Below are 21,933 nucleotides of genomic sequence, written 5' to 3' on the forward strand. Positions count from 1 at the left end.
TACAGGCAGCCTTACTTCAGCTCCAGCAACCGCTCCAGATAGCTGCGCTCGATATCGGGGCTGAGTGCGTTGCCGAGCCGCTTGCGGATCGCTTCGAGGATCTGGCGGGCACGCTGCACGTCGATCTCGTCGGGCACTCTCACCGAACTTCCGTCGTCGGGACCCTCGCTGGTGCGAGGCCGCCCGAGCGGGTCACGGTCGGCATTCTGCTGGCGTCCGCCCTGGCCGTTGCCGCCCTGGTCGCCTTGCATTGCCTGCAGTTGCTTCATCATGTCCTTGGCGCCCCTGCGCAAGGCTTCCAATGCGCGGCCCTGGTGACCGACGGCCTGGTCGCCTTCGCCCTCGCCGAGCGCCTGTTCGGCATTGCCCATGGATTTGCCGGCCTCGCCAAACCCCTCATTGGGGTCGAGGCCCATGCCTTCGAGGCTCTTCCTCAATTGATCGAGCTCGCTCTGCAGCTTGCCCTGGCCTTCCTGCAATTGCTTCAGCGCGTCAGCAAATTCCTGCGGCGTCATCGGGTTCGGCCGGCCGAGCGGATCGCGGTCGTCACCTGGGCCGGGCTTGCCCTCTTCGCCCATCGGGCCTGGCTCACTGTTCTCGCCGAGCTGCTCGTCGCGGTTCTGCCCGCGCTGTTGCTGGCCGCGCTGCATCTGGTCCATGCGGAAAGTGTCGTTCATCATCTCCTGCTGGCGCCGCATGATTTCGCCCAGCTTGTCCATCTGCTGGCGCATCTCGCTGTCCTGCTGACCGCCCTGTTGCTGGCGGCCTGCCTGCAGATTGTTCATCATGTCCTGCAGCTCCGACAGCAATTGCTGCGCCTGGTCGCGATTGCCGGATTTCGCCAGGTTCTCGATCTGGTCCATCATGCGGTCGATGTCGCTCTGGCGCAGTTCCTGGCCGTTCTGCTGCATCTGTGGCGCATTCGGATTCTGCTGCGCCCGCGCCGCGAATTCCTGCAGGAACTGATTCATCGCCTCGCGCAGTTCCTTCATCGCCTTCTCGATCTCTTGGTCGCTGGCGCCGTTCTTGATCGCGTCCTGCAGCGCCTGCTGCGCCTGACGCAGCCGCTTCTCGGCCGCCGACAGATTGCCTTCCTCGATGCCGAGCGCGATCTCCCAGAGGTAAGCGACCTCGTCGCGCAACTGGTCGTCGCTGTCGGCCATCTTCAGCCGGGTGCGGGCGCTCATGATGGCGAGATAGTGCGTCATGTTGTCGAACGTGTCTTCGGGCCTGAGCGTGATCGCATCCATTAGGTCGAGCACGCGGTCCTTGGCATAGGCGTCGAGCGCCAGCATGCGGCGCTGCTCGACCACAGCCCGCGCCAACGGGTTGGAGAATGGCCGCTCCGGCATCACCAGCGTCTTGGTTTCGCTGGTCGCCGTGTGTCCGGCACCGTCGGTGACGACAAGCGACAGCTTGACGTTGCCACCGGCCCAGACATGGTCGGTCAGATCCTTCGTCGTCTTAGCGGCATTGGCCTTGCCGCCGCGGCGCGGCAACGTCAGCGGCATTTCCGGCGGGCCATAGAGCGGATGCGCGTTGGGCACTTGCGGATCGGCCAATGCGAAAACCGCCTTGGCGGAGGCCGCGCCATAGTCGTCGTCGATCTGGTAGTTGAGTTCGAAGGCGCCGTTGACGGCGCGCTTCGGCTCGCCGACAAAGCGGATCTGCGGCGGCTTGTCGGGAATTATGGCGAAGGCCCAGCGGCCGAGCTCGCCGTCGCTGGACTGCAGCGTCAGCGTGCCGTCGGCCGTCAACTTGCCGCTGAACTGGCGCACGGTGGAAGGCGTTGCCGGACTTGCCTCAGTCTTGGCGGCTTGCGGCCCGGTCGGATCGATGGCGCGGGTGTTGCCGCCGGTATCGGCGTAGCTCAGCGTTTCCTCGCCCGAACCGCCGGTGACGCGCAGCGACACATCGCTGCCCTCCGGAACCGTGAAGGTCGGCGACGCTTGAGTGGCGTTGTTGGCCAAGACGGGGGCGTTCAGGAATACCGGCGGCCTGCCGGTATAGGCCGGCGGCGTCACCCAGGCATCAATGCGCGGCGGCACGACGTCGCGGGCGGCACGGGCAACAAAACCGTCGCTCAGCCTGCCGCCCGATGGCCCGAAGGAGAAGGCAAAGGCAGTGACCAACAAAAGCGCGGCAACGGCGCGCAGCGCCCACGGGTCGCGTTCCGGCACGCGTGTGTGCGGCACGTCGCCGCCAAGCTCGCCCAGCCGGTCCGCCATGCGCCGCTGATGCTCGCGCCACAGGGCTTGCGAAAAAATGCTTTCCTTGCCGCTCGGGCGATCGGTCTGGACCTGCACCGGGCTGTGCAGCAATCGGTTCGCCGCCTCGATGCGGCGGTCGACCTCGGCCCTGGATGGCGTGCGGAAGAAACGCAGTGGATAAAGTGCGGCAAGCGCTGCGACGCCGAATGCCGTGATAAGACCGATCCGCGCCAGATCGGGCAAAAATGGGAACAGGCCGAGCCACGAAATGCTGAGGAACAGGCTGGCGACGATGATCAGTGGCAGCAGCAATGGCCAGCCGCGTTCGACGATTATCGAGACCTGCGTCCCCAGCCGGCTCAAGGCAAGGCGCCTGGCCAGACTGCGATCGCTGGTGAAAATGGGTCGTTGTGTCATCGGCCCTTCCTGGCCGGGCGGGATAGCCCAGGCCTCACGAGTCTATCGCATGGGCCCGAAAAGTCGATTTTCGGGAAGCACGATGCGAAGACCTAAAATCTTAGCGCGTACTTCGTGCGTCCAAGCGGATGCACATCGCCCTAAGGATACCAACAAACACGGCGAAGGCGAGGCGGTTCCCCAAAACGTGAACAATAATGCCCCGGATATTGTCAGAATTTCGCCGGATTGGCGTTTGCGCCGCAGACCAGTACGGCAACGCGCTCGCCTGCAGCCGGTGCGTAGCGGCCGGACAGGAGCGCCGCGAAGGCGGCCGCACCGCCCGGCTCGGAGATGATTCGCACGCGGTCCCACAGCGCCGCCTGGGCGGCGATAATGTCGTCGTCGCCGACCAGGATCGAGCGCTCGACGAATGCCTCGGCGATAGGATACATCATTTCGCCGACACGCTTTGGCGCGAGCGAATCGGCGGCGATGCCCTCAGCCGGCGCGTCGACGGGTCGGCCCGCCTCGAAGGCGCGATGAAGCGTCGGCGCACCCTCCGGCTCGACCGCGATTATCCTGATGCGGCCGGAAAACCAGGCAGCGATGCCGCCGATCAGCCCGCCGCCGCCGACGGCGACCAGCAGGGTGTCGAGCTTCGGCAGGTCGGCCTCGATCTCGAGGCCGAGCGTGCCTTGCCCGACCAGCGTCTCCTCCTGGTTGAAGGCGTGGATCTGCAGCGCGCCGGATTTTTCGGCGAAGCTCTCGCTGGCGGCCAGCGCCTCGGCATAACGGGCGCCGCCGACGATCAGCTCGGCGCCATAGCCGCGGATGCGGTCCAGCTTGGCCTGCGGGCTCACTTCGGGAACAAAGATGGTCGCCTTGTGGCCGAGCCGCATGGCGGCATAGGCGACGGCGGCGCCGTGATTGCCGCCCGACGCGGCGACGACGCCGGCCGCAGGAACCGGCCGTTCGAGGAGATTGGTGAACGCACCACGCGCCTTGAACGAGCCGGAATGCTGCAAGCACTCAAGCTTCAGGTCGACGGGCAGAGGCGGGCGGCCGAAATCGGCCATGTCGACGCGCAGCACCGGCGTGTGGCGCACGAAGGGCCGGATGCGGGGTTCTATCGCCGCAATGCGCTCGCGTGTGATCGTGTGGCCGTGCAGCATGCTTTCACTCCCAGAGTTGACATTACTTAGTAACTTGGCAAAGTGCCTAAATGCAAGAGGTCGACGTTTTCAAAGCGATTGCCAACGAGCGCAGGCTCCAGATCCTCGATTGGCTCAAGGACCCGCGGGCGCATTTTCCGCCGCAGACGGACGGCGATCTGGTCGAGGACGGCGTCTGCGCGCTGCTGATGGCGGAGAGGCTGGGGATCACCCAGGCTACGCTCAGCGAGCATATGCGCGTGCTCACCCAGGCAGGGCTTTTGCGCAGCAAGCGCATCAAGCAGTGGATATTCTATCGCCGGAATGAGGACAGAATCGCCGAGATCAGGGCGCTCATTCAGCACCGGCTGTAGCTGCAGAGTTCTACTCCAACCAGTCCGGCACCGAGTCCAGTCCGATCAGCTCGTCATAGGTCTGGCGCCGACGCACAACGTGGAAGCGGTCGCCGTCGACCAGCACTTCCGGTACCAGCAGCCTGGTATTGTAGGTGCCGGCCTGAACGGCGCCATAGGCGCCGGCGGTGGAGACAGCGATCAGGTCGCCGGATTTCAGCCGGGGCAGGTCACGGTCGAGCCCGAGATAGTCGCCGGTCTCGCAAACCGGGCCGACGACGTCGACCTTCATGCGTGGTGCAGCGGCCGGCTGCTGCGCCACCGGCTTGATGTCGTGGAAAGCGTCGTAAAGCGTCGGCCGGATCAGGTCGTTCATCGCGGCGTCGACGACGAGGAAGTTCTTGGCGTCGCCCTCCTTCACGAAGATTACTTCCGACACCAGGATGCCGGCATTCCCGACGATCAGCCGGCCTGGCTCGAACATTACCTTCAGCCCAAGTTTGGCAACATGTTTCCTGACGATCCGGGCATAGGCATCGGGCAAAGGCGGCGGGTTGTTGTCGACGCGGTAGGGAATGCCAAGGCCGCCGCCGACATCGATGTGCTCGATGGCATGACCGTCGGAGCGCAAGGCGCCGACCAGCTCCACCAGCAGCGCAAAGGCGTCGTCGAAGGGCTGCAATTCGGTGATCTGGCTGCCGATATGGGTGTCTATGCCGGTGACCTTGATGCCCGTCAGCTCAGCCGCGCGCGCATAGACCTTCCGCGCATGCTGCCACGGAATGCCGAACTTGTTCTCGGCCTTCCCAGTCGAAATCTTCTTGTGCGTCCTGGCGTCGACATCCGGATTGATGCGCAGCGAGATCGGCGCGATCTTGCCCAGCGCGGTGGCGCGGGCCGACAGCAGCTCCAGCTCCGGTTCGGATTCGACGTTGAAACAGAGAATGCCGGCCGAGAGCGCAGAATCCATTTCGCGCGCGGTCTTGCCGACGCCCGAAAACAGGATCTTGCTTGCCGGGATGCCGGCCGCCAAAGCGCGGCGCAATTCGCCCTCCGAGACCACGTCGGCGCCGGCGCCGAGCCTTGCCAGCACCCTCAGCACGGCCTGGTTGGAATTCGCCTTCATGGCATAGCAGACGAGAGCATCGAGCCCGGCAAAGGCCTCGGTGAAGACGCGAAAATGCCTGGTCAGCGTCGCCGTCGAATAACAGTAGAACGGCGTGCCGACGCTGGCGGCGATGTCTGATATCGCCACGTCCTCGGCATGCAGCGCGCCGTCGCGGTAGTCGAAATGGTTCACGAGATTGGTCCGAAATCAGAGCAGCGGGTCGAGGATGAATTTCTTGTCCTCGACAGGTTTTTCCGGCTCCGGCGGCAAGGGTTGCTTGGCCTTCTCGGCGTCCTTGCGGGCCTGCACGGCTGCCGCGTACGGCGTGTCGAGCGCAGCCTTCCTGCCGCAGGCCGCAACGGTGGCCATTGCCGCCAGCAGCGTCAGCGTCACCAAAATCCTGCTTCCGGTCATCGTGCCATCCGTCCGAAACTGTTGCCCGCAGCCGCTTCTAGCCGAGTTTTGCGGCCATTGCACCCCGCGTCTTACGCCTTGGCGAGCCGCTTTTTCCAGTAGCGGATCTGCTTGCGCACCTCGGACGGCGCGGTGCCGCCGAAGCTCGTGCGGCTCTTTACAGAATTCTGCACGGCAAGAACCGAAAACACGTCGGCGCTGATACCGGGGTGAATGGACTGCAGATCCTCCAGCGAAAGCCTGTCGAGCCCGACCTTCTTCTCCTCGGCCAGCGCCACCGCCCGGCCAGTGATATGGTGCGCCTCGCGGAACGGCAGGCCGAGCGAGCGCACCAGCCAGTCGGCGAGGTCGGTCGCAGTCGAATAGCCGGCGCCGGCCGCCTTCTTCATCGCGGCAGTGTTCACCGTCATATCGCGCACCATGCCGGTCATCGCCGCCAGCATCAGGTCGAGCGTCTCGGCCGCGTCGAAGACCGATTCCTTGTCTTCCTGCATGTCCTTGCCATAGGTCAGCGGCATGCCCTTCATCACCGTCAGCAGACCGACGAGATGGCCGGTGACACGGCCGGTCTTGCCGCGCACCAGTTCGGCAGCGTCCGGGTTCTTCTTCTGCGGCATGATCGACGAACCCGTCGAGAAACTATCCGACAGCCTGATGAAGCCGAATTGCGGCGTCGACCAGATGATGATCTCTTCGGCCAGCCGCGACAGATGCGTCGCGCAGATCGCCGCAAAGCCCAGGAACTCGAGCGCGAAATCGCGGTCCGAAACACTGTCGAGCGAATTGCGCATCGGCTCGCGGAAGCCAAGCGCCTTCGCCGTCTGGTGCCGGTCGATGGAAAAGCTGGTGCCGGCAAGGGCGGCGGCGCCGAGCGGGCTTTCATCCATCCGCTCAATCGCATCGCGGGCACGCGACAGGTCGCGCGCAAACATCTCGACATAGGCCATGCAGTGGTGGCCGAAGGTCACCGGCTGCGCCGCCTGCATGTGGGTGAAGCCCGGCATCACTGTTGCCGCATGCTCCTCGGCCCGATCCAGGAACGCCGTGATCAGGCCCTTCAGCGCCTCGGTGACGCGAAAGCACTCGTCCTTGACCCACAGCCTGAGGTCGACCGCCACCTGGTCGTTGCGCGAGCGGGCGGTATGCAGGCGGCCAGCGGCGGGGCCGATCAGCTCGGCCAGACGGGCCTCGACATTCATGTGGATGTCTTCCAGCCTGGTCGAAAACTCAAATGTACCAGCCTCGATCTCTGCCAGGATCGTGTTCAGCCCGTGAGCGATTTTCTCTTGGTCGGCCGCCGAAATAATGCCCGTTTGCGCCAGCATCTGGCTATGGGCGATCGAGCCGCGAATATCTTGCGCATAGAGTTTGCGGTCGAACGAGATCGACGCGTTGATCGCTTCCATGATTGCGGCCGGACCCGAGGCAAAACGTCCGCCCCACATCTGGTTGCTGGCCTTCTTGTCATTCATCGCTATAACCCGTGCTCCGGAGCAGTTTTTCAAAAATGGCAGACGGCAATAGATTTTTCCCGGCTTTGCGTCTCATCCTCGCCGCTTTGGTTGCGGGCGTGCTGGCCGGCGCGGTCGCGGTATATGTCAGGGAAAGCAGTTCTGGCAACAAGGCGCCCGCGCAAGTGGCCGCCGGCGGCGGCAAGGACGACGTCGCCTGCGCCGCCAAGACCGACCGTGCCAAGAAGATCGCCGCCGCTGCCACCGGCCAGGTTGCCGCGCTTTTGCCGGCGGATCCGCCGCAATCGCTGAAAAGCCTTGCCTTCAACGGCCCCGACGGCAAGCCGACGACGATCGCCGATCATGCCGGCAAGACGGTGCTGCTCAATCTGTGGGCGACATGGTGCGCACCTTGCCGCGCCGAAATGCCCGCGCTCGATGCGCTGCAGAAGGAGATGGGCAGCGATGCGTTTCAGGTTGTTGCCGTCAACGTCGATGCCGGCGACGATGCCAAACCGAAGAAGTTCCTGGAGGACACCGGCGTCAAGTCGCTCGGCTACTATCGCGATGCCACGATGGCGCTGTTCAACGACGTCAAGACGCGCGGCCTGGCGCTCGGTCTGCCGGTCACCATGCTGATCGATGGGCAAGGCTGCCTGATCGCCCATATGAATGGCCCGGCCGAATGGTCGGGGCCGGATGCCAAGCGTCTGGTCGAGGCGGCGCTTCAGCCGGGATAGGCTCAGACCGTGCGCAGGCGCGGCTTGAGCACGGCAATGCTTGCGCCGCGTCGGCTGGCGGTGCGGATTGCCGGAGCGGCCACGCCCGTCAGTTCCCCGAATGTCTCGATCGGAGCCGGTTTGCCGAGGTAGTAGCCTTGCCCGATCTCGCAAGCCTCGTTCTCGATGCCTTCTGCCAGAACCGGTAGGCCGAGACCGCGTCCAAGCCCCAGCACGGCGCGAACGATCGCCGCGAACTGGGCGTTCTTGTCGACCGATTTGATGAACGACCCGTCGATCTTGATCTTGTCGAAGGGAAAGGCGCTGAGGTTGGACAGCGAAGAATAGCCGGTGCCAAAATCGTCCATCGCCACATGCACGCCAAGCGCCTTGACCTGCCTCAAGGTTGCCAGCGCGCGCGGCATGTCCTTCACCAGGGCCGTTTCGGTGATCTCCAGTTCGAGCCTGCCGGGGGCCAGGCCGGATCTCGTCAATGCGTCGTGCACCTTGCGGCTGAAATTCGGATTGTGAAGTTGCACGGCGGAGACGTTGACGGCGACCATCAGCGGGTTTGTCCAGCGAACAGCATCGTTACAAGCCGTCGTCAGCACCCAGTCGCCGATCTGCGCGATAGCGCCACTGTCCTCGGCCACCGGGATGAAAACGGCCGGAGAAATGTCACCCCGCTCAGGGTGCTGCCAACGGACCAGGGCTTCGAAGCCGATCATCCTGCCGCCGCGGATCTCCTTCTGCGGCTGATAGACGAGGTGGAACTCCTTGCGGGCGATCGCCTGGCGCAATTCATGCTCCATCACGCGCTTGTCGCGGGCCGCGGTGCCCATGGCCATCTCGAAAAACCGATAAGTGTCCCTGCCTTCGGTTTTGGCGCGATGGAGTGCCGTGTCGGCATGGCTGATCAGGCCGGCCTGGTCTTCGGCATCCAGCGGAAAGAAGGCAATGCCGATGCTGGCCGAGACGAGGCCGGAGCCGACCGAAACCCTGTTTTCCTCCCGGATCGCCGCCAGCAAGTCCTCGGCTATCCGGCCTGCGGCCAGGGGGTCGGGGAGGTTCGGAGCTATGATGGCAAATTCATCGCCGCCGAGACGCGCGAGCATCTGTCCGTTGCGCGGGATGCCGGAAATGCAGTGCGCCAGCTTCTGCAGCATAGCATCGCCGGCGCTGTGGCCGTAGAGGTCGTTGACTTGCTTGAACCGGTCGAGGTCAAGCAGCAGGAGCGCCAGATATCCATCCTTGCCGCCACGATCCATCGACGCGAATTCTGCTTCCAGCCGGGAAGAAAAGCTCCGCCGATTGGCAAGCCCGGTAAGCGGATCGAAATGCGCGAGGCGGAGGATCTCTTGTTCTGCCTTCTTGCGCTCACGGATGTCGCGAACGGCAAGCACCGTATGAGGCCTGCCGCAGTAGGTGATTCTCCTGGCGATCAGCTCGACAGGAATTCTCGCCCCGTCGCTGCCCCTTAACTTCGCTTCCTGCGCCTGTTCGCCGAAGCCGGACATATCGGCTGCGCTCTGTCCGTCGAAAAGCTCGCCGAATTGCATCGTGTTCAGGGTGGCTGTCGCTGTTCCGGTCAGCTTCGCCATACTGTCATTGGCGCTGACAATGCGGGTGCCATCGCAAACGATCAGACCTTCCACCGCCGCATTGGCGAGATCGTGCATGCGATCGGCCTCGAGCTTCTGGCGGCGAAAGCGCAGGTCGATCCACAGCGCGGCACCCGATAGCACAAGGATTATCAGGCTGGCGACCGCTGCGGCAAAGGCCTGGGAAATGGGCTCGATGGAATGTTCGGATATTTCAATCGAGGAATCCGGAATGATCGACACCGCGGCCATCGCGATGAAATGCAAGCTGCAAATCGCCAGCGTCAAAAGCGCGGCGCCGCCGAAAGTCGCGAGCGCTGACGGACGGCGCAAGACGACAAGGAGCGCCAGTGCCGCGAGGGTCACGCCGGCCAGAAGCGATATCGCGACAAGGAGCAGGTTCCATACGACCCGGCCTTCGACCTCGAAAGCTGCCATGCCGATGTAGTGCATCGTCGCGATGGCGCCGCCCAGAATGGCGCCACCGACGAGGAAATGGTCGATGCCGCGGCGCAAGGTGGCGACCCACATCCCAAGCGCGGTCATGATAACGGCGGCGGCAAGCGAAAAGGCGGATAATCCCGGATTGTATGCGTTCGGTATTCCCGGCGTAAACGCGGTCATGGCGATGAAATGCGTCGCCCATATGCCGAACCCGGTCGAGGCCGCGGCGATCATCAGCCAGACAAGCCGGTTTCGCTCGGTCGATCGGCCGACATGCTTAAGGAGATTAACCGCTGAGAAGCAAGAAATTCCACAGATGAGTGCGGCAAGCGCAACCAGTCTCGGATCGTGCTGACTTACAATACAATTATAGACCGTCAGCATCCTGGTTCACTCGGTCTGCCAAAATTAACAGGGGAGGTGTGACTGATTAGCTCTTGGAGATTTTAACGAATGGTTAACCCGTGGGCCATGAGGCGGGTCTTTTCGGGGGAAAACCGACGCCGCTGCGCCGAAAAGACGGTGATGTGATTTCTGGCGCCCGGTTTCAGTAGCGAGTGCACTTTAGGAAGGAATGATGTTCATTGATCCGCAATAAAACCGTTGTCCGATTGTCATCAGCGCCACATATTGGCTTTGCGGAAGTGCCCCTTTCGCCAATGACAAACGGGAGATGAAACATGAAGTTCTTCGGCTTTGCGGCCGGTATCGCCGCCACCGTGACCCTGCTTTCCACCACCTCCGCCTTCGCCGTCACGCAGATCAGCTGGTGGCACGCCATGACCGGCGCCAACGCCGAGGTCGTCGCCAAGATCTCCAAGGATTTCAACGCCAGCCAGAGCGACTATGAGCTCGTTCCGGTGTTCAAGGGCACCTATCCGGAGACGCTGAATGCCGGCATCGCTGCCTTTCGTGCCGGGCAAGCGCCCGATATCCTCCAGGTGTTCGACGTCGGCACCGGCGTGATGATGGCGGCCGAGGGTGCGATAAAGCCGGTGGCCGATGTGATGACCGGCGCCGGGATGACTTTCGACAAGAGCCAGTATCTGCCCGGCATCGTCGGCTATTATTCGAAGCCGGACGGCACCATGCTATCGTTCCCCTACAACTCTTCCTCGCCGATCCTCTATTACAACAAGGACATCTTCCAGAAGGCAGGCCTCGACGTGAACAATCCGCCCAAGACGTGGAACGAGGTGTGGGAAGCTGCCAAGAAGATCAAGACGAGCGGCGCCGCCCCTTGCGGCTATACCTCGACCTGGCTGACCTGGATCCACCTGGAGAATTTCGCGGCGTGGAATGACGTGCCTTGGGCCACCCAGCAGAATGGCCTGGCCGGCGGTGATGTCGAACTCAAGATCAATGCGCCGATTTTCGTCAACCACTTCCAGGCGCTCGCTGACCTGGCCAAGGACGGCACGTTCAAATATGGCGGACGCACCTCCGAAGCCAAGCAGATATTCCTCGCCGGCGAATGCGGCATCTTCACCGAATCGTCGGGCGGCCTCGGCGATATCGTCAAGTCCGGCATGAACTATGGCATCGGCCAGCTTCCCTATGATACCGACGCCAAGGGCGCACCACAGAACACAACGCCGGGTGGTGCCAGCCTGTGGGTGTTCGGCAACAAGTCGGACGAGGAATACAAGGGCGTCGCGGCTTTCTTTGCCTATCTGTCCAAGACCGATGTGCAGGAATATCTGCACCAGAAGTCGGGATATTTGCCAGTGACGCTTGCGGCATACGAGGCGACTAAGAAATCAGGCTTCTATGACAAAAACCCCGGCCGCGAGACACCCATCCTGCAGATGACGGGCAAGGCGCCGACCGACAATTCGAAGGGCGTGCGCCTGCCGAATCTGCCGCAGGTGCGCGATGTCCAGAACGAGGAGCTGGAGAAAATGCTGGCCGGCCAGCAAACCGCCCAGCAGGCACTCGACAATGCGGTTGCGCGCGGCAACGCGGCGATCAAGGAAGCGCTGGAGAACTGACGGGATTATCTCGGTTAGTCGGTTGGAATATCGCCCACGCGAGCTCGCGCGGGCGATACCTGGATAGCGAGGGAAATCAGCCTGTCTCCACGCGTCGTCTTTCCCAACAAGATCCTGCCCTACCTGCTGGTGGCGCCACAACTCGCCATCACCCTGGTTTTCTTCTACTGGCCGGCCGGTCAGGCGCTTTACCAGTCGATGCTCAGGCAAGACCCGTTCGGGCTGAAGAGCAGGTTCGTCTGGTTTGCCAATTTCCGGAAGGTGCTGGTCGATCCGGCCTATCTCAACTCGATCAAGGTCACAGTAGTGTTCTCTCTTGCGACCGCGATCGTTGCCATGGTTGTGGCCCTGCTGCTCGCGGTCATGGCAGAGAAGGCCGTGCGCGGCAAAGGCCTCTACCGCACACTGTTGATATGGCCTTACGCCGTGGCGCCGGCGATTGCCGGCATGCTTTGGCTTTTCCTGTTCAATCCCTCGATCGGCTCGTTGGCCTATTTGCTCAGAAGCCTCGGCATCGTATGGGACCCGCTGCTCAACGGCACCCACGCCATGATCCTGCTGGTGTCGGCTGCTGCCTGGAAGCAGATCAGCTACAACTTTCTGTTCTTCGTCGCCGGCCTGCAGGCGGTGCCGAAAACGCTGATCGAAGCGGCGGCCATGGACGGCGCCGGCGAAACCAAGCGCTTGTGGACCATCGTCTTCCCGCTGCTTGCGCCGACAACCTTTTTCCTGCTGGTCGTCAACACCGTCTATGCCCTGTTCGACACGTTCGGCATCGTTCATGCCGTCACCGGCGGCGGGCCGGGCAAGACGACAGAGACGCTGGTCTACAAGGTCTACAATGACGGCTTCGTCAATCTGATCCTGGGCGACTCGGCGGCGCAGTCGGTCATCCTGATGGCCATCGTCATCGCGCTCACAGCAATCCAGTTCCGCTATGTGGAACGCAAAGTCCACTACGGCTGAGGGCAGCGATGATCGGCCAGTCCCCGCTCCGCACCTTCATCGCCCATGCCGTGCTCATCCTCGGCATAGTGATCGTGGCTTTTCCGATCTACTACACCTTCGTTGCCTCGACGCACACGCTGCAAACGATCCTCAGGCCGCCCCTGCCGCTCTTGCCCGGCGGCCAGCTATGGAACAATTACAGCGAGGCGCTATTCGGCGGCATCGGTCGTATCGGCGGGGTCAGCGTCGGCAGGCTGCTGCTCAACACCACGATCATGGCGCTCGGCGTTGCGGTGGGAAAGATCTTCATCTCGATCCTGTCGGCCTACGCGATCGTGTTCTTTCGCTTTCCGCTGCGCATGACCTTCTTCTGGCTGATCTTCATCACCTTGATGCTTCCAGTCGAGGTGCGCATCCTGCCGACCTACAAGGTGATGGTCGATCTTGGCATGATCGACACCTATGCCGGCCTGATCGTCCCGCTGATCGCCTCGGCCACCGCAACGCTGCTGTTTCGCCAGTTCTTCATGACCATACCGGGCGAATTGGTCGAGGCGGCGCGTGTCGACGGTGCCGGGCCATGGCGCTTCTTTTTCGATATTCTGGTGCCGCTGTCGCGGACAAACATCGCCGCGCTGTTCGTGATCCTCTTCATCTATGGCTGGACGCAGTATCTTTGGCCGCTGCTCGTCACCAACAGCAACGACATGAACACCATCGTCATCGCGCTGAGAAAGATGGTTTCCTTCGCCGATGCCGACACCCAATGGCACCTCGTGATGGTCACGGCAATGCTGGCCATCGTGCCGCCGATCCTGGTGGTCGTGCTGATGCAACGCTGGTTCGTGCGCGGTCTGGTCGAATCCGAAAAGTGAGAAGCCGATGGCGACCGTGGATCTGAAGGATGTCAGGAAAATCTATCCCAGCGGCGTCGAGGCCGTGAAGGGCGTTTCCATCGCCATTCCCGACAAGGAGCTTTGCGTGCTGGTCGGCCCGTCCGGCTGCGGCAAGTCTACGCTGCTGAGGATGATCGCCGGGCTGGAGACGATTTCTGCCGGTACAGTCGCCATTGACGGCAAGGTGGTCAACGCCATTGGCCCGACCGAGCGCGACATCGCCATGGTGTTCCAGAACTACGCGCTCTACCCACATATGAAGGTCTATGACAACATGGCCTATGGCCTGCGCAACCGCGGCACGCCGAATGACGAGATCGACAGCAGGGTACGCTCGACTGCCAAGGTGCTGGAGCTTTCGGCGCTGCTCGACCGGCGCCCGCGCGAGCTTTCCGGCGGTCAGCGCCAGCGCGTCGCCATGGGTCGCGCCATCGTGCGCAACCCGAAGGTCTTCCTGTTCGACGAACCGCTGTCCAACCTCGATGCGAAATTGCGCGGGCAGATGCGCATCGAGATCAAGAATCTGCAGCGCTCGCTTGGCGTCACCTCGGTTTATGTCACGCACGACCAGCTTGAGGCGATGACGCTGGCCGACATCCTCGTCGTCATGAACGCCGGCCTGGTCGAGCAGACCGGCGCGCCGCTTGATGTGTACGAGAAACCGGCCTCGACCTTCGTCGCTTCGTTCATAGGCGCACCGCCGATGAATCTGCTGGCGCTCACAGGGGCCTCCCCAAGCTCGGTATTGGCGGACGGTACTGTGATTGGCTTGGCGCCTCGACAGGGCAAGGCAGTGACGCTAGGCTTTCGTCCGGAGGACGCCGACATCACCTTCGCGGCAGAGGCGCCGGCCGGCGCGCTCGCGCTGCCGGCAACAGTGGAAGCGGTCGAACCGGTCGGTGCCGAAAGCTTTCTCCATTGCGTGGCAGCCGGCAGCCGCATCGTCGTGCGCGTCTCAGGCCGCGCCAGCGCCAAGCCAGGCGACCAATTGCGCGTCGTGGCCAGGTCCGAAAAGCTGCATTGGTTCGATCAGGCGGGCAAACGGGTCGATTGAAGTCGGCCTTGCGCAAAACCGTTCAGGCAAACACATGCGCCTTGCCCGACACGGTCAGCCGGACGATCTCGCCGATCGCCGGCGCGTCCATGCCCGGCTTGCGCAGGATCAACGGCGTATTGCCGATAGCGGCGGCGTCGGGCGGATCGGGGCTGTTCAACAGACGCACCGCGATGGTGCACATCGAGCCGGCGAACTCCGATTCTGTCACCTCGCCGAACAGCATGTCCGGCGTGCCGGACATGCCTTCACGCGATGTGCGCTTAAGCAACACCTGCTCCGGCCGCAGCATGATGCGGGCGACGTCGCGCCGCTCCGAGCTGTCGACAGCGATGCGGCCGAGCGGCGAGATGGCGAAGCCATCGGCGATCCTTGCCGGCAGGACGATGGCGTCGCCAAGGAACTCGGCGACCATCCTGTCCTTCGGCTTGAAATAGAGCTCGCGCGGCGTGCCGACCTGCGAGAATTTGCCGTCGCGCATCACCGCGACCTGGCTGGCGAATGACAGCGCCTCGGCCTGGTCGTGGGTGACCAGGATGGTGGTGATGCCGGCGGTTTCAAGGAGCTCGGCCACGGCCTTGCGCATCGAGGCGCGCAGGCCGGTGTCGAGCGCCGAGAACGGCTCGTCGAGCAGCATCAGCCGCGGCTTCATGGCCATGGCGCGGGCGAGCGCGACGCGCTGCTGCTGGCCACCGGAGAGTTCGTGCGGACGGCGCTTCAGGATACCTTTGTCCAGCCCGACGACATAGGCGAGCTCGGCGATGCGCTCACTGCGCTTTTCCTCGTGACGCCCCATGCCGAAGCCGATATTGGCGGCGATGCTCAGATGCGGGAATAGAGCGCCGTCCTGCGCCACCAGCCCGATGCCGCGGCGATGCGCCGGCACGGCCGTGTCGCCATCGGCCAGCACCTCGTCATCAAGCACGATGCGGCCCTGGTCCGGCGCCTCGAAGCCGGCGATCAGCCGCAGCAAGGTGGTCTTGCCGCAACCGGACGGCCCGACGATTGCCGTACGGCTGCCGCTGGCCACGCTGAGGTCGACGCCGGCAAGTGCTGCCACGGGCCCGTAGTGCTTGTGGATGCCGCTCAGCTCGAGAAAGCTCATCGCCCGGCCATCCGCTTCGACTGGACGTAGAGCAACCAGGTCAAAGGCAGCGACATCGCCACCATGATCAGGGCATAAGGCGCCGCCGACGCATAGTCGATCTCGCCGCTATAGGACCAGAACGCCATGGCCAGCGTGCGGGTGCCGTTGGGCGCCAGCATCTGGGTTGCGGTCAATTCGTTCATGATACCCAGCGCGACCAACGCCATGCCGGCTGCGGCGCCCGGCGCCGACAGGCGGATGGTCGTCGACCACAGCGCCTTGAGCGGCGACCGGCCGAGGCTGGAGGCGGCGCGTTCGAGCTCGACCGGCGCCTGTGCGATCGACGCCCTGAGGCTAATCAGGGCGCGCGGCAGGAACATCAGCGCATAGGCGACCAGGATGGTGAACAGGGTCTGGTAGAGCGGCATGGCGATACGCACGGCGATGGTGACCAGCGCCAGGGCGATGACAACGCCGGGCAACGCGCCGACGATATAGTTGCAGCCCTCCAGGACGCGTTGCAGCCGCCCCGGCGCGCGGATCGAAATCCACGCCATCGGCATTGCCGCGACGGTGGCGAGCAGCGCGCCGGCAATTGCCAGGAACAGCGTTTGGCCAAGCGCCAGGCCGATCTCGTCGAGCCGCCAGACATCGGCGCCGCCGGCCATGAGCCAGCGGCCGATAGTGGCGAACGGCACGCCGAGCGCCAGCAGCGTGGTAATGGCAGGCAGCAGCAGGCAAGGAATGGTGGCGCGCCCAAGGCTCGTGCGCTGCTGCTGGCGCGCAGCACCCGAACCGACGCGGGCATAGCGCTCCTCGCCGCGCACCAGCACCTCCAGCCCGAGCAACACAAGGCAGCAGGTCACCAGCACGCCGGCCAGCATGTTGGCGGCGGGACCGTTGAAGGTCGACTGGAACTGGTCGACGATCGCGGTGGTGAAGGTGTCGAAGCGGATGAACACATAGAGCCCGTATTCGGCCAGGAGATGCAGGCCGACCAGCAGGGAGCCGCCGCAAATGGCGAGCCGGAGCTGCGGCAGCACGACACGCCTGAACACACGCCACGGGCCGAGACCAAGGGCTGCCGCTGCATCTTCGAGAGCGGGATCGAGCCGGCGCAATGCCGCCGCCACCGGCAGATAAAGGAAGGGGAAGTAGGCGATGACCGACACAAGCACGCCGGCCCACAGGCCGTGCAGTCTGGGCACCATGGTGATCCAGGCGTAACTATGGACGAAGGCCGGAATGGCGAGCGGCGCCACCGACAGCCAGGCCCATAGGCGGGTACCCGGCAGATCGCTGCGCTCGGTCAGCCAGGCCAGCATGACCGACAGCACGATCGAGATCGGCACCGCCAACACCACCAGCAGGCTGGTGTTGACCAGAAGTTCGCCGACGCGCGGCCTGAACACCAGCGCCGCCACCGTTTCCCAGCCGGTCTGCACCGCCACCCAGACGATGAAGGCAAGCGGCAGCAGCGCGAAAAGCGAGACAAAGACGGCAGCCAACGCAATCCATGAGACCGACCAACGACGTGCCCGCACGGCCGTGGCGTCGGCCGGCAAGCCTGGGCGTGCGAGATCGATCGCGGATTGCATCAGATCAGACGTTGCGCCAGCTCCGCCCGGAGGCGGAAACGATCGGCGGCGGATAATCTCGCGGGTAGCTTGTGGTCATAGGCAAATGCCATCTTGAAAACAGAGCGCTCCTGTGGAAAGCGAATTCCCACAGGAGCGCAGTCGGTTGCCCTTTTAGGACGAACGCCGGCTAAAGCAAGCCGGCCGCCGTCATCAGGTCGGTCACCTTTTTCGAGTTCAGCGTCGTCGGGTCGACTTTCGGCGCCTGCAGATCGGCCAGCGGCACCAGCTTCGGATTGGACTCGGCGCCCTTGCCGACTGCGTATTCGAACGAATCGCCTGTTTTCAGCACGTCCTGGCCGCCATTGCCGGTGACCCATTTCAGGAAAGCCTGCGCTTCCTTCGGGTGCTTGCTCGAGGCCAGCACGCCGCCGCCGGAAATCGAGACGAAAGCACCGGGATCCTGATGCTTGAAATAGTGCAACTCGACGTTCTTGCTGTTCTCGCCGGTCTTGGCCTGATCGCCGTAGTAGTAATAGTGATAGATCACGCCGCCTTCGACCTCGCCGGCATTGACCGCCTTCATCACCGTGCTGTTGCCCTTATAGGCGGTAAAATTCGCCTTCATCGCCTTCAGCCATTCGGCCGTCGCCGCCTCACCCTTGAGCTGCAGAAGCGCGCTGACGATCGCCTGGAAATCGGCGCCGGAGGGCGAAGCGGCCCAGCGGCCCTTCCAGCTCGGATCGGCGAGATCGAGCAGCGATTTGGGCAGCTGGTCGGCGCTCAGCTTGGTCTTGTTGTAGGCAAAGACGGTGCTGCGCGCGGCAACGCCGACCCATTTGCCGCTCGCCGGCTGGTACTCCTGCGGAACCTGGGCCAGCGTCTCGGTGTCGACCGGTGCGAACAGGCCGGCCGCCTCGACCAATGCCATGGCCGGCGAATTCTCCGTCAGGAATACATCGGCGGGCGAAGCGGTGCCTTCCGCAACGATCTGATTGGAGAAATCGCTGTCGCCGCCATTGCGGACGGTAACCTTGATGCCGGTTTCCTTGGTAAATCCCTCCGCCCAAGCCTTGGTCAGGTTTTCGTGCTGGGCGTTGTAGACGACGATGCCCTCGTCCTCTGCCATTGCCGGGCCGGCGATCAGGCTGATTGCAAGTGCTGTCGCACCGGCAAGGGCGGAAAGAGCATATTTCATGGCGTCGTCCTCGATTTCGATTGGCTTTGGCTTGGCACGCTGCACCTATCAATACATGACTAGCGCAGTCAACATTGCTGGCCCACTCAATCGCTCAAAAGGAGCAAACTTTCGTGATGCTCAGCTAATTTGCCTTGGACATTATTTCGCCGGCCACGTAACAAATCAGCGCCGAGACGCGAATATCGGGGAGTGAACTCTTGTGAGCGGCAAGGACGAAGCCGAGCTTTCACGGCTGTTGCGGGCCGCGATCGCCGGAGACGAAAGAGCCTATGCCGACTTTCTGCACCGGATCGCCGCGCTCGTTCGTGGCTTTGCCCGGCGCAAGATCGTGCAGGGCGGGGTGGATCCCGAGGATGTCGTGCAGGAAACCTTGCTGGCCATTCATGTGAAACGACACACCTGGCGCCATGATGCGCCGGTGCTGCCTTGGGTCTATGCAATAGCCCGCTTCAAGCTGATCGATGCGTTCCGGCGGCGCGGTCGGCGGATCGAGATCGAGATCGACGAAATCGCCGAGACCTTTGCCGAGCCGGAATCGGAGACGGTGAGCGAGCGCGACGTCAACCGGGCGCTCGACAGCCTGTCGCCGGCACAGCGTTCCGTCGTCTCGGCCGTATCGGTCGAAGGCCGGTCAATCGGTGAGACCGCGGCCAAATTCGGCATCAGCGAGACGGCTGTGCGGGTGTCACTGCACCGCGGGCTTGCCGCCATTGCCAAACGGTTCAGGGCGGGGCGGGAATAAGAATAACATGAGGACCGAAGATTTCATCAGGGCGCTTGACGCCGATGCCCGCAGCAAGGCGCTGCCGCTAGGCACCGCCTGGTGGCTTGCCGCCGGCGTGGCCATCGTGATCGCGGCCGCGGTTTTCTGGCTGACGATCGGCCCGCGCCCCGACATTGCGATCGCCATGCACACGATGCGGTTCCTGTCCAAATTCGTCTTCACGATTGCTCTTGCCGTCAGCGCCTTTGTCCTGGTGCGTGGGCTGTCGACGCCCGGTGCATCGACCGGCCGGGCGGTGAGCTGGATGATCGCCGCGCCGCTGCTGGTGATTGTGGCTGTGATTTTCGAACTCTTCGCCGTGCCTGCGTCCGACTGGGGCACGCGCCTGGTCGGCACGAACATGGTCATCTGCCTGACCTTCATTCCGTTGATCGGGATCGGCCCGCTTGCCGTCTTTCTCGCGGTGCTGCGCCATGGCGCGCCGACAAGGCCGGTGCTTGCCGGTGCGGCCGCGGGCCTGCTTGCCGGCGGGCTGGCGGCGACCTTCTATGCGGCGCATTGCTTCGACGATTCGCCGCTTTTCGTCGGCACCTGGTATACGATCGCGGTCGCCATCCTTGCCGTGCTCGGGGCGCTCGGCGGACGACTTTTTGTGCGCTGGTAGCGAGGCGATCAGCGTGTCGGAACGGGATGCTCGCCGCGATAGTCGTAGAAGCCGCGCCCGGTCTTGCGGCCGAGCCAGCCGGCCTCGACATATTTGACCAGCAGCGGGCAGGGGCGGTATTTCGAATCCGACAGCCCGTCATGCAGCACCTGCATGATCGATAGGCAGGTATCGAGCCCGATGAAGTCGGCAAGCTGCAGCGGCCCCATCGGATGGTTGGCGCCGAGCTTCATGGCGGTATCGATGGCGTCGACCGAGCCGACACCTTCATAGAGCGTGTAGATCGCCTCGTTGATCATCGGCAGCAGGATGCGGTTGACGATGAAGGCCGGGAAATCCTCCGAGACGGTGATCGTCTTGTCGAGCTGCTTCACATAGGTTTTTGCCGCCTCGAAGGTCTGGTCCTCGGTGGCGATGCCGCGCACCAGTTCGACCAGTTTCATCACCGGAACCGGATTCATGAAATGTATGCCGATGAAGCGTTCCGGCCGGTCGGTCTGCGAAGCCAGCCGTGTGATCGAGATCGATGACGTGTTCGTCGCCAGGATGGCCTCGGGGTTGAGCTGCGGGCAGAGCTGGGCGTAGATCTTGCGCTTGACCGTCTCGTCCTCCGTCGCTGCTTCGATCACCAGATCGGCGCCCGCAAGGTCGGCCATGGCCGGTGCCGCCGAAATGCGCGCCATCGCCTCATTGCGCAGCTTTTCCTCGAGTTTGCCGGAGCCGACCTGACGGGCCATGTTGCCGCTGATCGTAGCGATGCCCTTTTCGATGCGGTCGGGCGAAATATCGTAAACCAGCACCTTATAGCCCGCCAGCGCCGACACATGGGCGATGCCGCCACCCATCTGGCCCGCGCCGATGATGCCGATCGTTTCGATCTTGCTCATTACCCGATCCCGTCGAGGCCTTTGCGGCCCGTTTTTTGTGCAGTGCAAACTAAAAGGGCGGGGCGACTTCGTCTACCCCACCCCTCAGAATTTAATACGCTTTGGCAGAAGGCGTCAAAGCGCCTTTTGCAGTTCCGGCAGAATGACGAAGAGATCGCCGACGAGACCGTAGTCAGCGACCTGGAAGATCGGCGCTTCCTCGTCCTTGTTGATGGCAACGATCACCTTCGAATCCTTCATGCCGGCAAGGTGCTGGATGGCACCGGAGATGCCGACGGCAATATAAAGGTCGGGCGCTACCACCTTGCCGGTCTGGCCGACCTGCCAGTCGTTGGGCGCATAGCCGGCATCGACGGCGGCGCGAGATGCGCCAACCGCCGCACCGAGCTTGTCGGCGACCGGCAGGATGACCTCCTGGAACTTCTCGGAGGAGCCCAGCGCACGGCCGCCCGAGATGATGATCTTGGCCGAGGTCAGCTCTGGACGGTCGGTCTCGGAGAGCTTGTTCTCGACAAAGCTCGACAGGCCGGGATTGGCCGCCGCCTGGACCGTCTCGACCGACGCGGAACCGCCCTCGGGCGCTGCCTGGAAGGAAGCGGTACGCACCGTGATGACCTTCTTGGCGTCACTGGACTGCACCGTCTGGATGGCGTTGCCGGCATAGATCGGGCGCTTGAAGGTGTCGGGCGACACGACTTCGATGATTTCAGATATCTGGGCGACATCGAGCAGCGCCGCCACGCGGGGCGCGACGTTCTTGCCCGACGAGGTCGCCGGCGCGATGATCGTCTCGTATGGCTCAGCAAGCGAAACGACGAGTGCCGCCAGCGGTTCGGCGAGACGCTCGGTCAGTTCGTCGGCGTCGGCGAGCAGCACCTTAGTGACGCCCTTGAGCTTGGCGGCGGCGTCCGCTGCCGGCTTGGCACCTTTGCCGGCAACCAGCACATGCACGTCCGAACCGATCTGCAGCGCCGCCGAAAGCGCCTTGGCGGTCTGGTCGGAAAGCGCAGCGTTGTCGTGTTCGGCAATCAGAAGAATTGTCATTTTTTATCCC

The 21,933-nt window shown here is 63.3% G+C and carries 19 protein-coding genes; 8 read left to right on the plus strand and 11 right to left on the minus strand.

Annotation, left to right across the window (positions count from 1 at the left end):
- Positions 1–11 precede the first annotated feature (11 nt).
- Together NKH49_RS23215 and NKH49_RS23220 are read right to left on the minus strand one after the other, a co-directional pair.
- The gene (locus NKH49_RS23215) at positions 12–2,627 is read right to left on the minus strand and encodes a TIGR02302 family protein (RefSeq protein ID WP_352616016.1); all 2,616 of its coding nucleotides are present in this window, start codon (positions 2,625–2,627) and stop codon (positions 12–14) included.
- A gap of 212 nt (positions 2,628–2,839) precedes the next feature.
- Complete coding sequence (locus NKH49_RS23220) at positions 2,840–3,781, minus strand: threonine/serine dehydratase (protein ID WP_352489423.1); 942 nt, start codon at positions 3,779–3,781, stop codon at positions 2,840–2,842.
- Between the two features lie 50 nt (positions 3,782–3,831).
- Here NKH49_RS23220 and NKH49_RS23225 point away from each other — a divergent pair, with 50 nt between their 5' ends.
- Positions 3,832–4,134, plus strand: a complete 303-nt coding sequence (locus NKH49_RS23225) for an ArsR/SmtB family transcription factor (RefSeq protein WP_352471409.1) — start codon at positions 3,832–3,834, stop codon at positions 4,132–4,134.
- A gap of 10 nt (positions 4,135–4,144) precedes the next feature.
- On the opposite strand, the gene lysA is transcribed toward NKH49_RS23225, so the two are convergent.
- The 3 genes from lysA to argH all read right to left on the minus strand — a co-directional run bounded on the left by lysA (position 4,145) and on the right by argH (position 7,107).
- Positions 4,145–5,413: a diaminopimelate decarboxylase gene (lysA, locus tag NKH49_RS23230; RefSeq protein WP_352616012.1), complete on the minus strand. Its 1,269-nt coding sequence runs from the start codon at positions 5,411–5,413 to the stop codon at positions 4,145–4,147.
- A gap of 15 nt (positions 5,414–5,428) precedes the next feature.
- Entirely contained in the window at positions 5,429–5,635 is a 207-nt protein-coding gene (locus NKH49_RS23235; protein WP_023677931.1) for a hypothetical protein, read from the minus strand.
- A 71-nt stretch (positions 5,636–5,706) separates the two neighbouring features.
- Positions 5,707–7,107 carry an argininosuccinate lyase gene (gene argH, locus NKH49_RS23240; protein WP_352616009.1) on the minus strand — a complete coding sequence of 467 codons (1,401 nt, stop codon included), beginning with the start codon at positions 7,105–7,107 and terminating at the stop codon, positions 5,707–5,709.
- A gap of 35 nt (positions 7,108–7,142) precedes the next feature.
- Between argH and tlpA the strand changes: the two genes are divergently transcribed.
- On the plus strand, positions 7,143–7,826 hold the full coding sequence (gene tlpA / locus NKH49_RS23245; protein WP_023677933.1) for a thiol:disulfide interchange protein TlpA: 684 nt from the start codon (positions 7,143–7,145) through the stop codon (positions 7,824–7,826).
- A gap of 2 nt (positions 7,827–7,828) precedes the next feature.
- Here the strand turns inward: tlpA and NKH49_RS23250 are convergent, their stop codons facing one another.
- Entirely contained in the window at positions 7,829–10,234 is a 2,406-nt protein-coding gene (locus NKH49_RS23250) for a bifunctional diguanylate cyclase/phosphodiesterase (RefSeq protein ID WP_352928011.1), read from the minus strand.
- A gap of 296 nt (positions 10,235–10,530) precedes the next feature.
- On the opposite strand from NKH49_RS23250, the gene ugpB reads away from it, so the two are divergent.
- From ugpB to ugpC, 4 genes are all read left to right on the plus strand, one after another.
- Positions 10,531–11,841, plus strand: a complete 1,311-nt coding sequence (gene ugpB / locus NKH49_RS23255; RefSeq protein ID WP_352616003.1) for a sn-glycerol-3-phosphate ABC transporter substrate-binding protein UgpB — start codon at positions 10,531–10,533, stop codon at positions 11,839–11,841.
- An 81-nt stretch (positions 11,842–11,922) separates the two neighbouring features.
- Positions 11,923–12,807: a sn-glycerol-3-phosphate ABC transporter permease UgpA gene (ugpA, locus tag NKH49_RS23260; RefSeq protein WP_352616127.1), complete on the plus strand. Its 885-nt coding sequence runs from the start codon at positions 11,923–11,925 to the stop codon at positions 12,805–12,807.
- A gap of 8 nt (positions 12,808–12,815) precedes the next feature.
- Complete coding sequence (gene ugpE, locus NKH49_RS23265) at positions 12,816–13,664, plus strand: sn-glycerol-3-phosphate ABC transporter permease UgpE (RefSeq protein WP_352616000.1); 849 nt, start codon at positions 12,816–12,818, stop codon at positions 13,662–13,664.
- A gap of 7 nt (positions 13,665–13,671) precedes the next feature.
- Entirely contained in the window at positions 13,672–14,739 is a 1,068-nt protein-coding gene (gene ugpC / locus NKH49_RS23270) for a sn-glycerol-3-phosphate ABC transporter ATP-binding protein UgpC (RefSeq protein WP_352452447.1), read from the plus strand.
- Between the two features lie 22 nt (positions 14,740–14,761).
- Here ugpC and NKH49_RS23275 read toward each other — a convergent pair whose 3' ends face one another.
- The 3 genes from NKH49_RS23275 to NKH49_RS23285 all read right to left on the minus strand — a co-directional run bounded on the left by NKH49_RS23275 (position 14,762) and on the right by NKH49_RS23285 (position 18,601).
- Positions 14,762–15,844, minus strand: a complete 1,083-nt coding sequence (locus tag NKH49_RS23275; RefSeq protein ID WP_352615997.1) for an ABC transporter ATP-binding protein — start codon at positions 15,842–15,844, stop codon at positions 14,762–14,764.
- A complete protein-coding gene (locus NKH49_RS23280) occupies positions 15,841–17,424 on the minus strand; it encodes an ABC transporter permease (protein WP_352615994.1) in 1,584 nt (527 codons plus the stop codon). The genes NKH49_RS23275 and NKH49_RS23280 overlap by 4 nt, the downstream gene beginning before the upstream one ends.
- A 169-nt stretch (positions 17,425–17,593) precedes the next feature.
- A complete protein-coding gene (locus NKH49_RS23285) occupies positions 17,594–18,601 on the minus strand; it encodes an iron ABC transporter substrate-binding protein (protein ID WP_352540183.1) in 1,008 nt (335 codons plus the stop codon).
- A 202-nt stretch (positions 18,602–18,803) separates the two neighbouring features.
- Between NKH49_RS23285 and NKH49_RS23290 the strand changes: the two genes are divergently transcribed.
- Positions 18,804–19,346, plus strand: coding sequence for a sigma-70 family RNA polymerase sigma factor (locus tag NKH49_RS23290; protein WP_352489432.1), 543 nt, complete (start codon positions 18,804–18,806; stop codon positions 19,344–19,346).
- Between the two features lie 7 nt (positions 19,347–19,353).
- Positions 19,354–19,992, plus strand: coding sequence for an NrsF family protein (locus tag NKH49_RS23295; RefSeq protein ID WP_352471395.1), 639 nt, complete (start codon positions 19,354–19,356; stop codon positions 19,990–19,992).
- An 8-nt stretch (positions 19,993–20,000) separates the two neighbouring features.
- On the opposite strand, the gene NKH49_RS23300 is transcribed toward NKH49_RS23295, so the two are convergent.
- Complete coding sequence (locus tag NKH49_RS23300) at positions 20,001–20,879, minus strand: 3-hydroxybutyryl-CoA dehydrogenase (RefSeq protein WP_023677945.1); 879 nt, start codon at positions 20,877–20,879, stop codon at positions 20,001–20,003.
- A gap of 114 nt (positions 20,880–20,993) precedes the next feature.
- Positions 20,994–21,923 (minus strand): electron transfer flavoprotein subunit alpha/FixB family protein, encoded by a 930-nt coding sequence (locus tag NKH49_RS23305; protein WP_352615990.1) that lies wholly within the window; start codon positions 21,921–21,923, stop codon positions 20,994–20,996.
- Positions 21,924–21,933 lie beyond the last annotated feature (10 nt).

This window comes from Mesorhizobium sp. M1088 (assembly GCF_040318575.1).
In the GTDB taxonomy this organism is placed as follows: domain Bacteria; phylum Pseudomonadota; class Alphaproteobacteria; order Rhizobiales; family Rhizobiaceae; genus Mesorhizobium.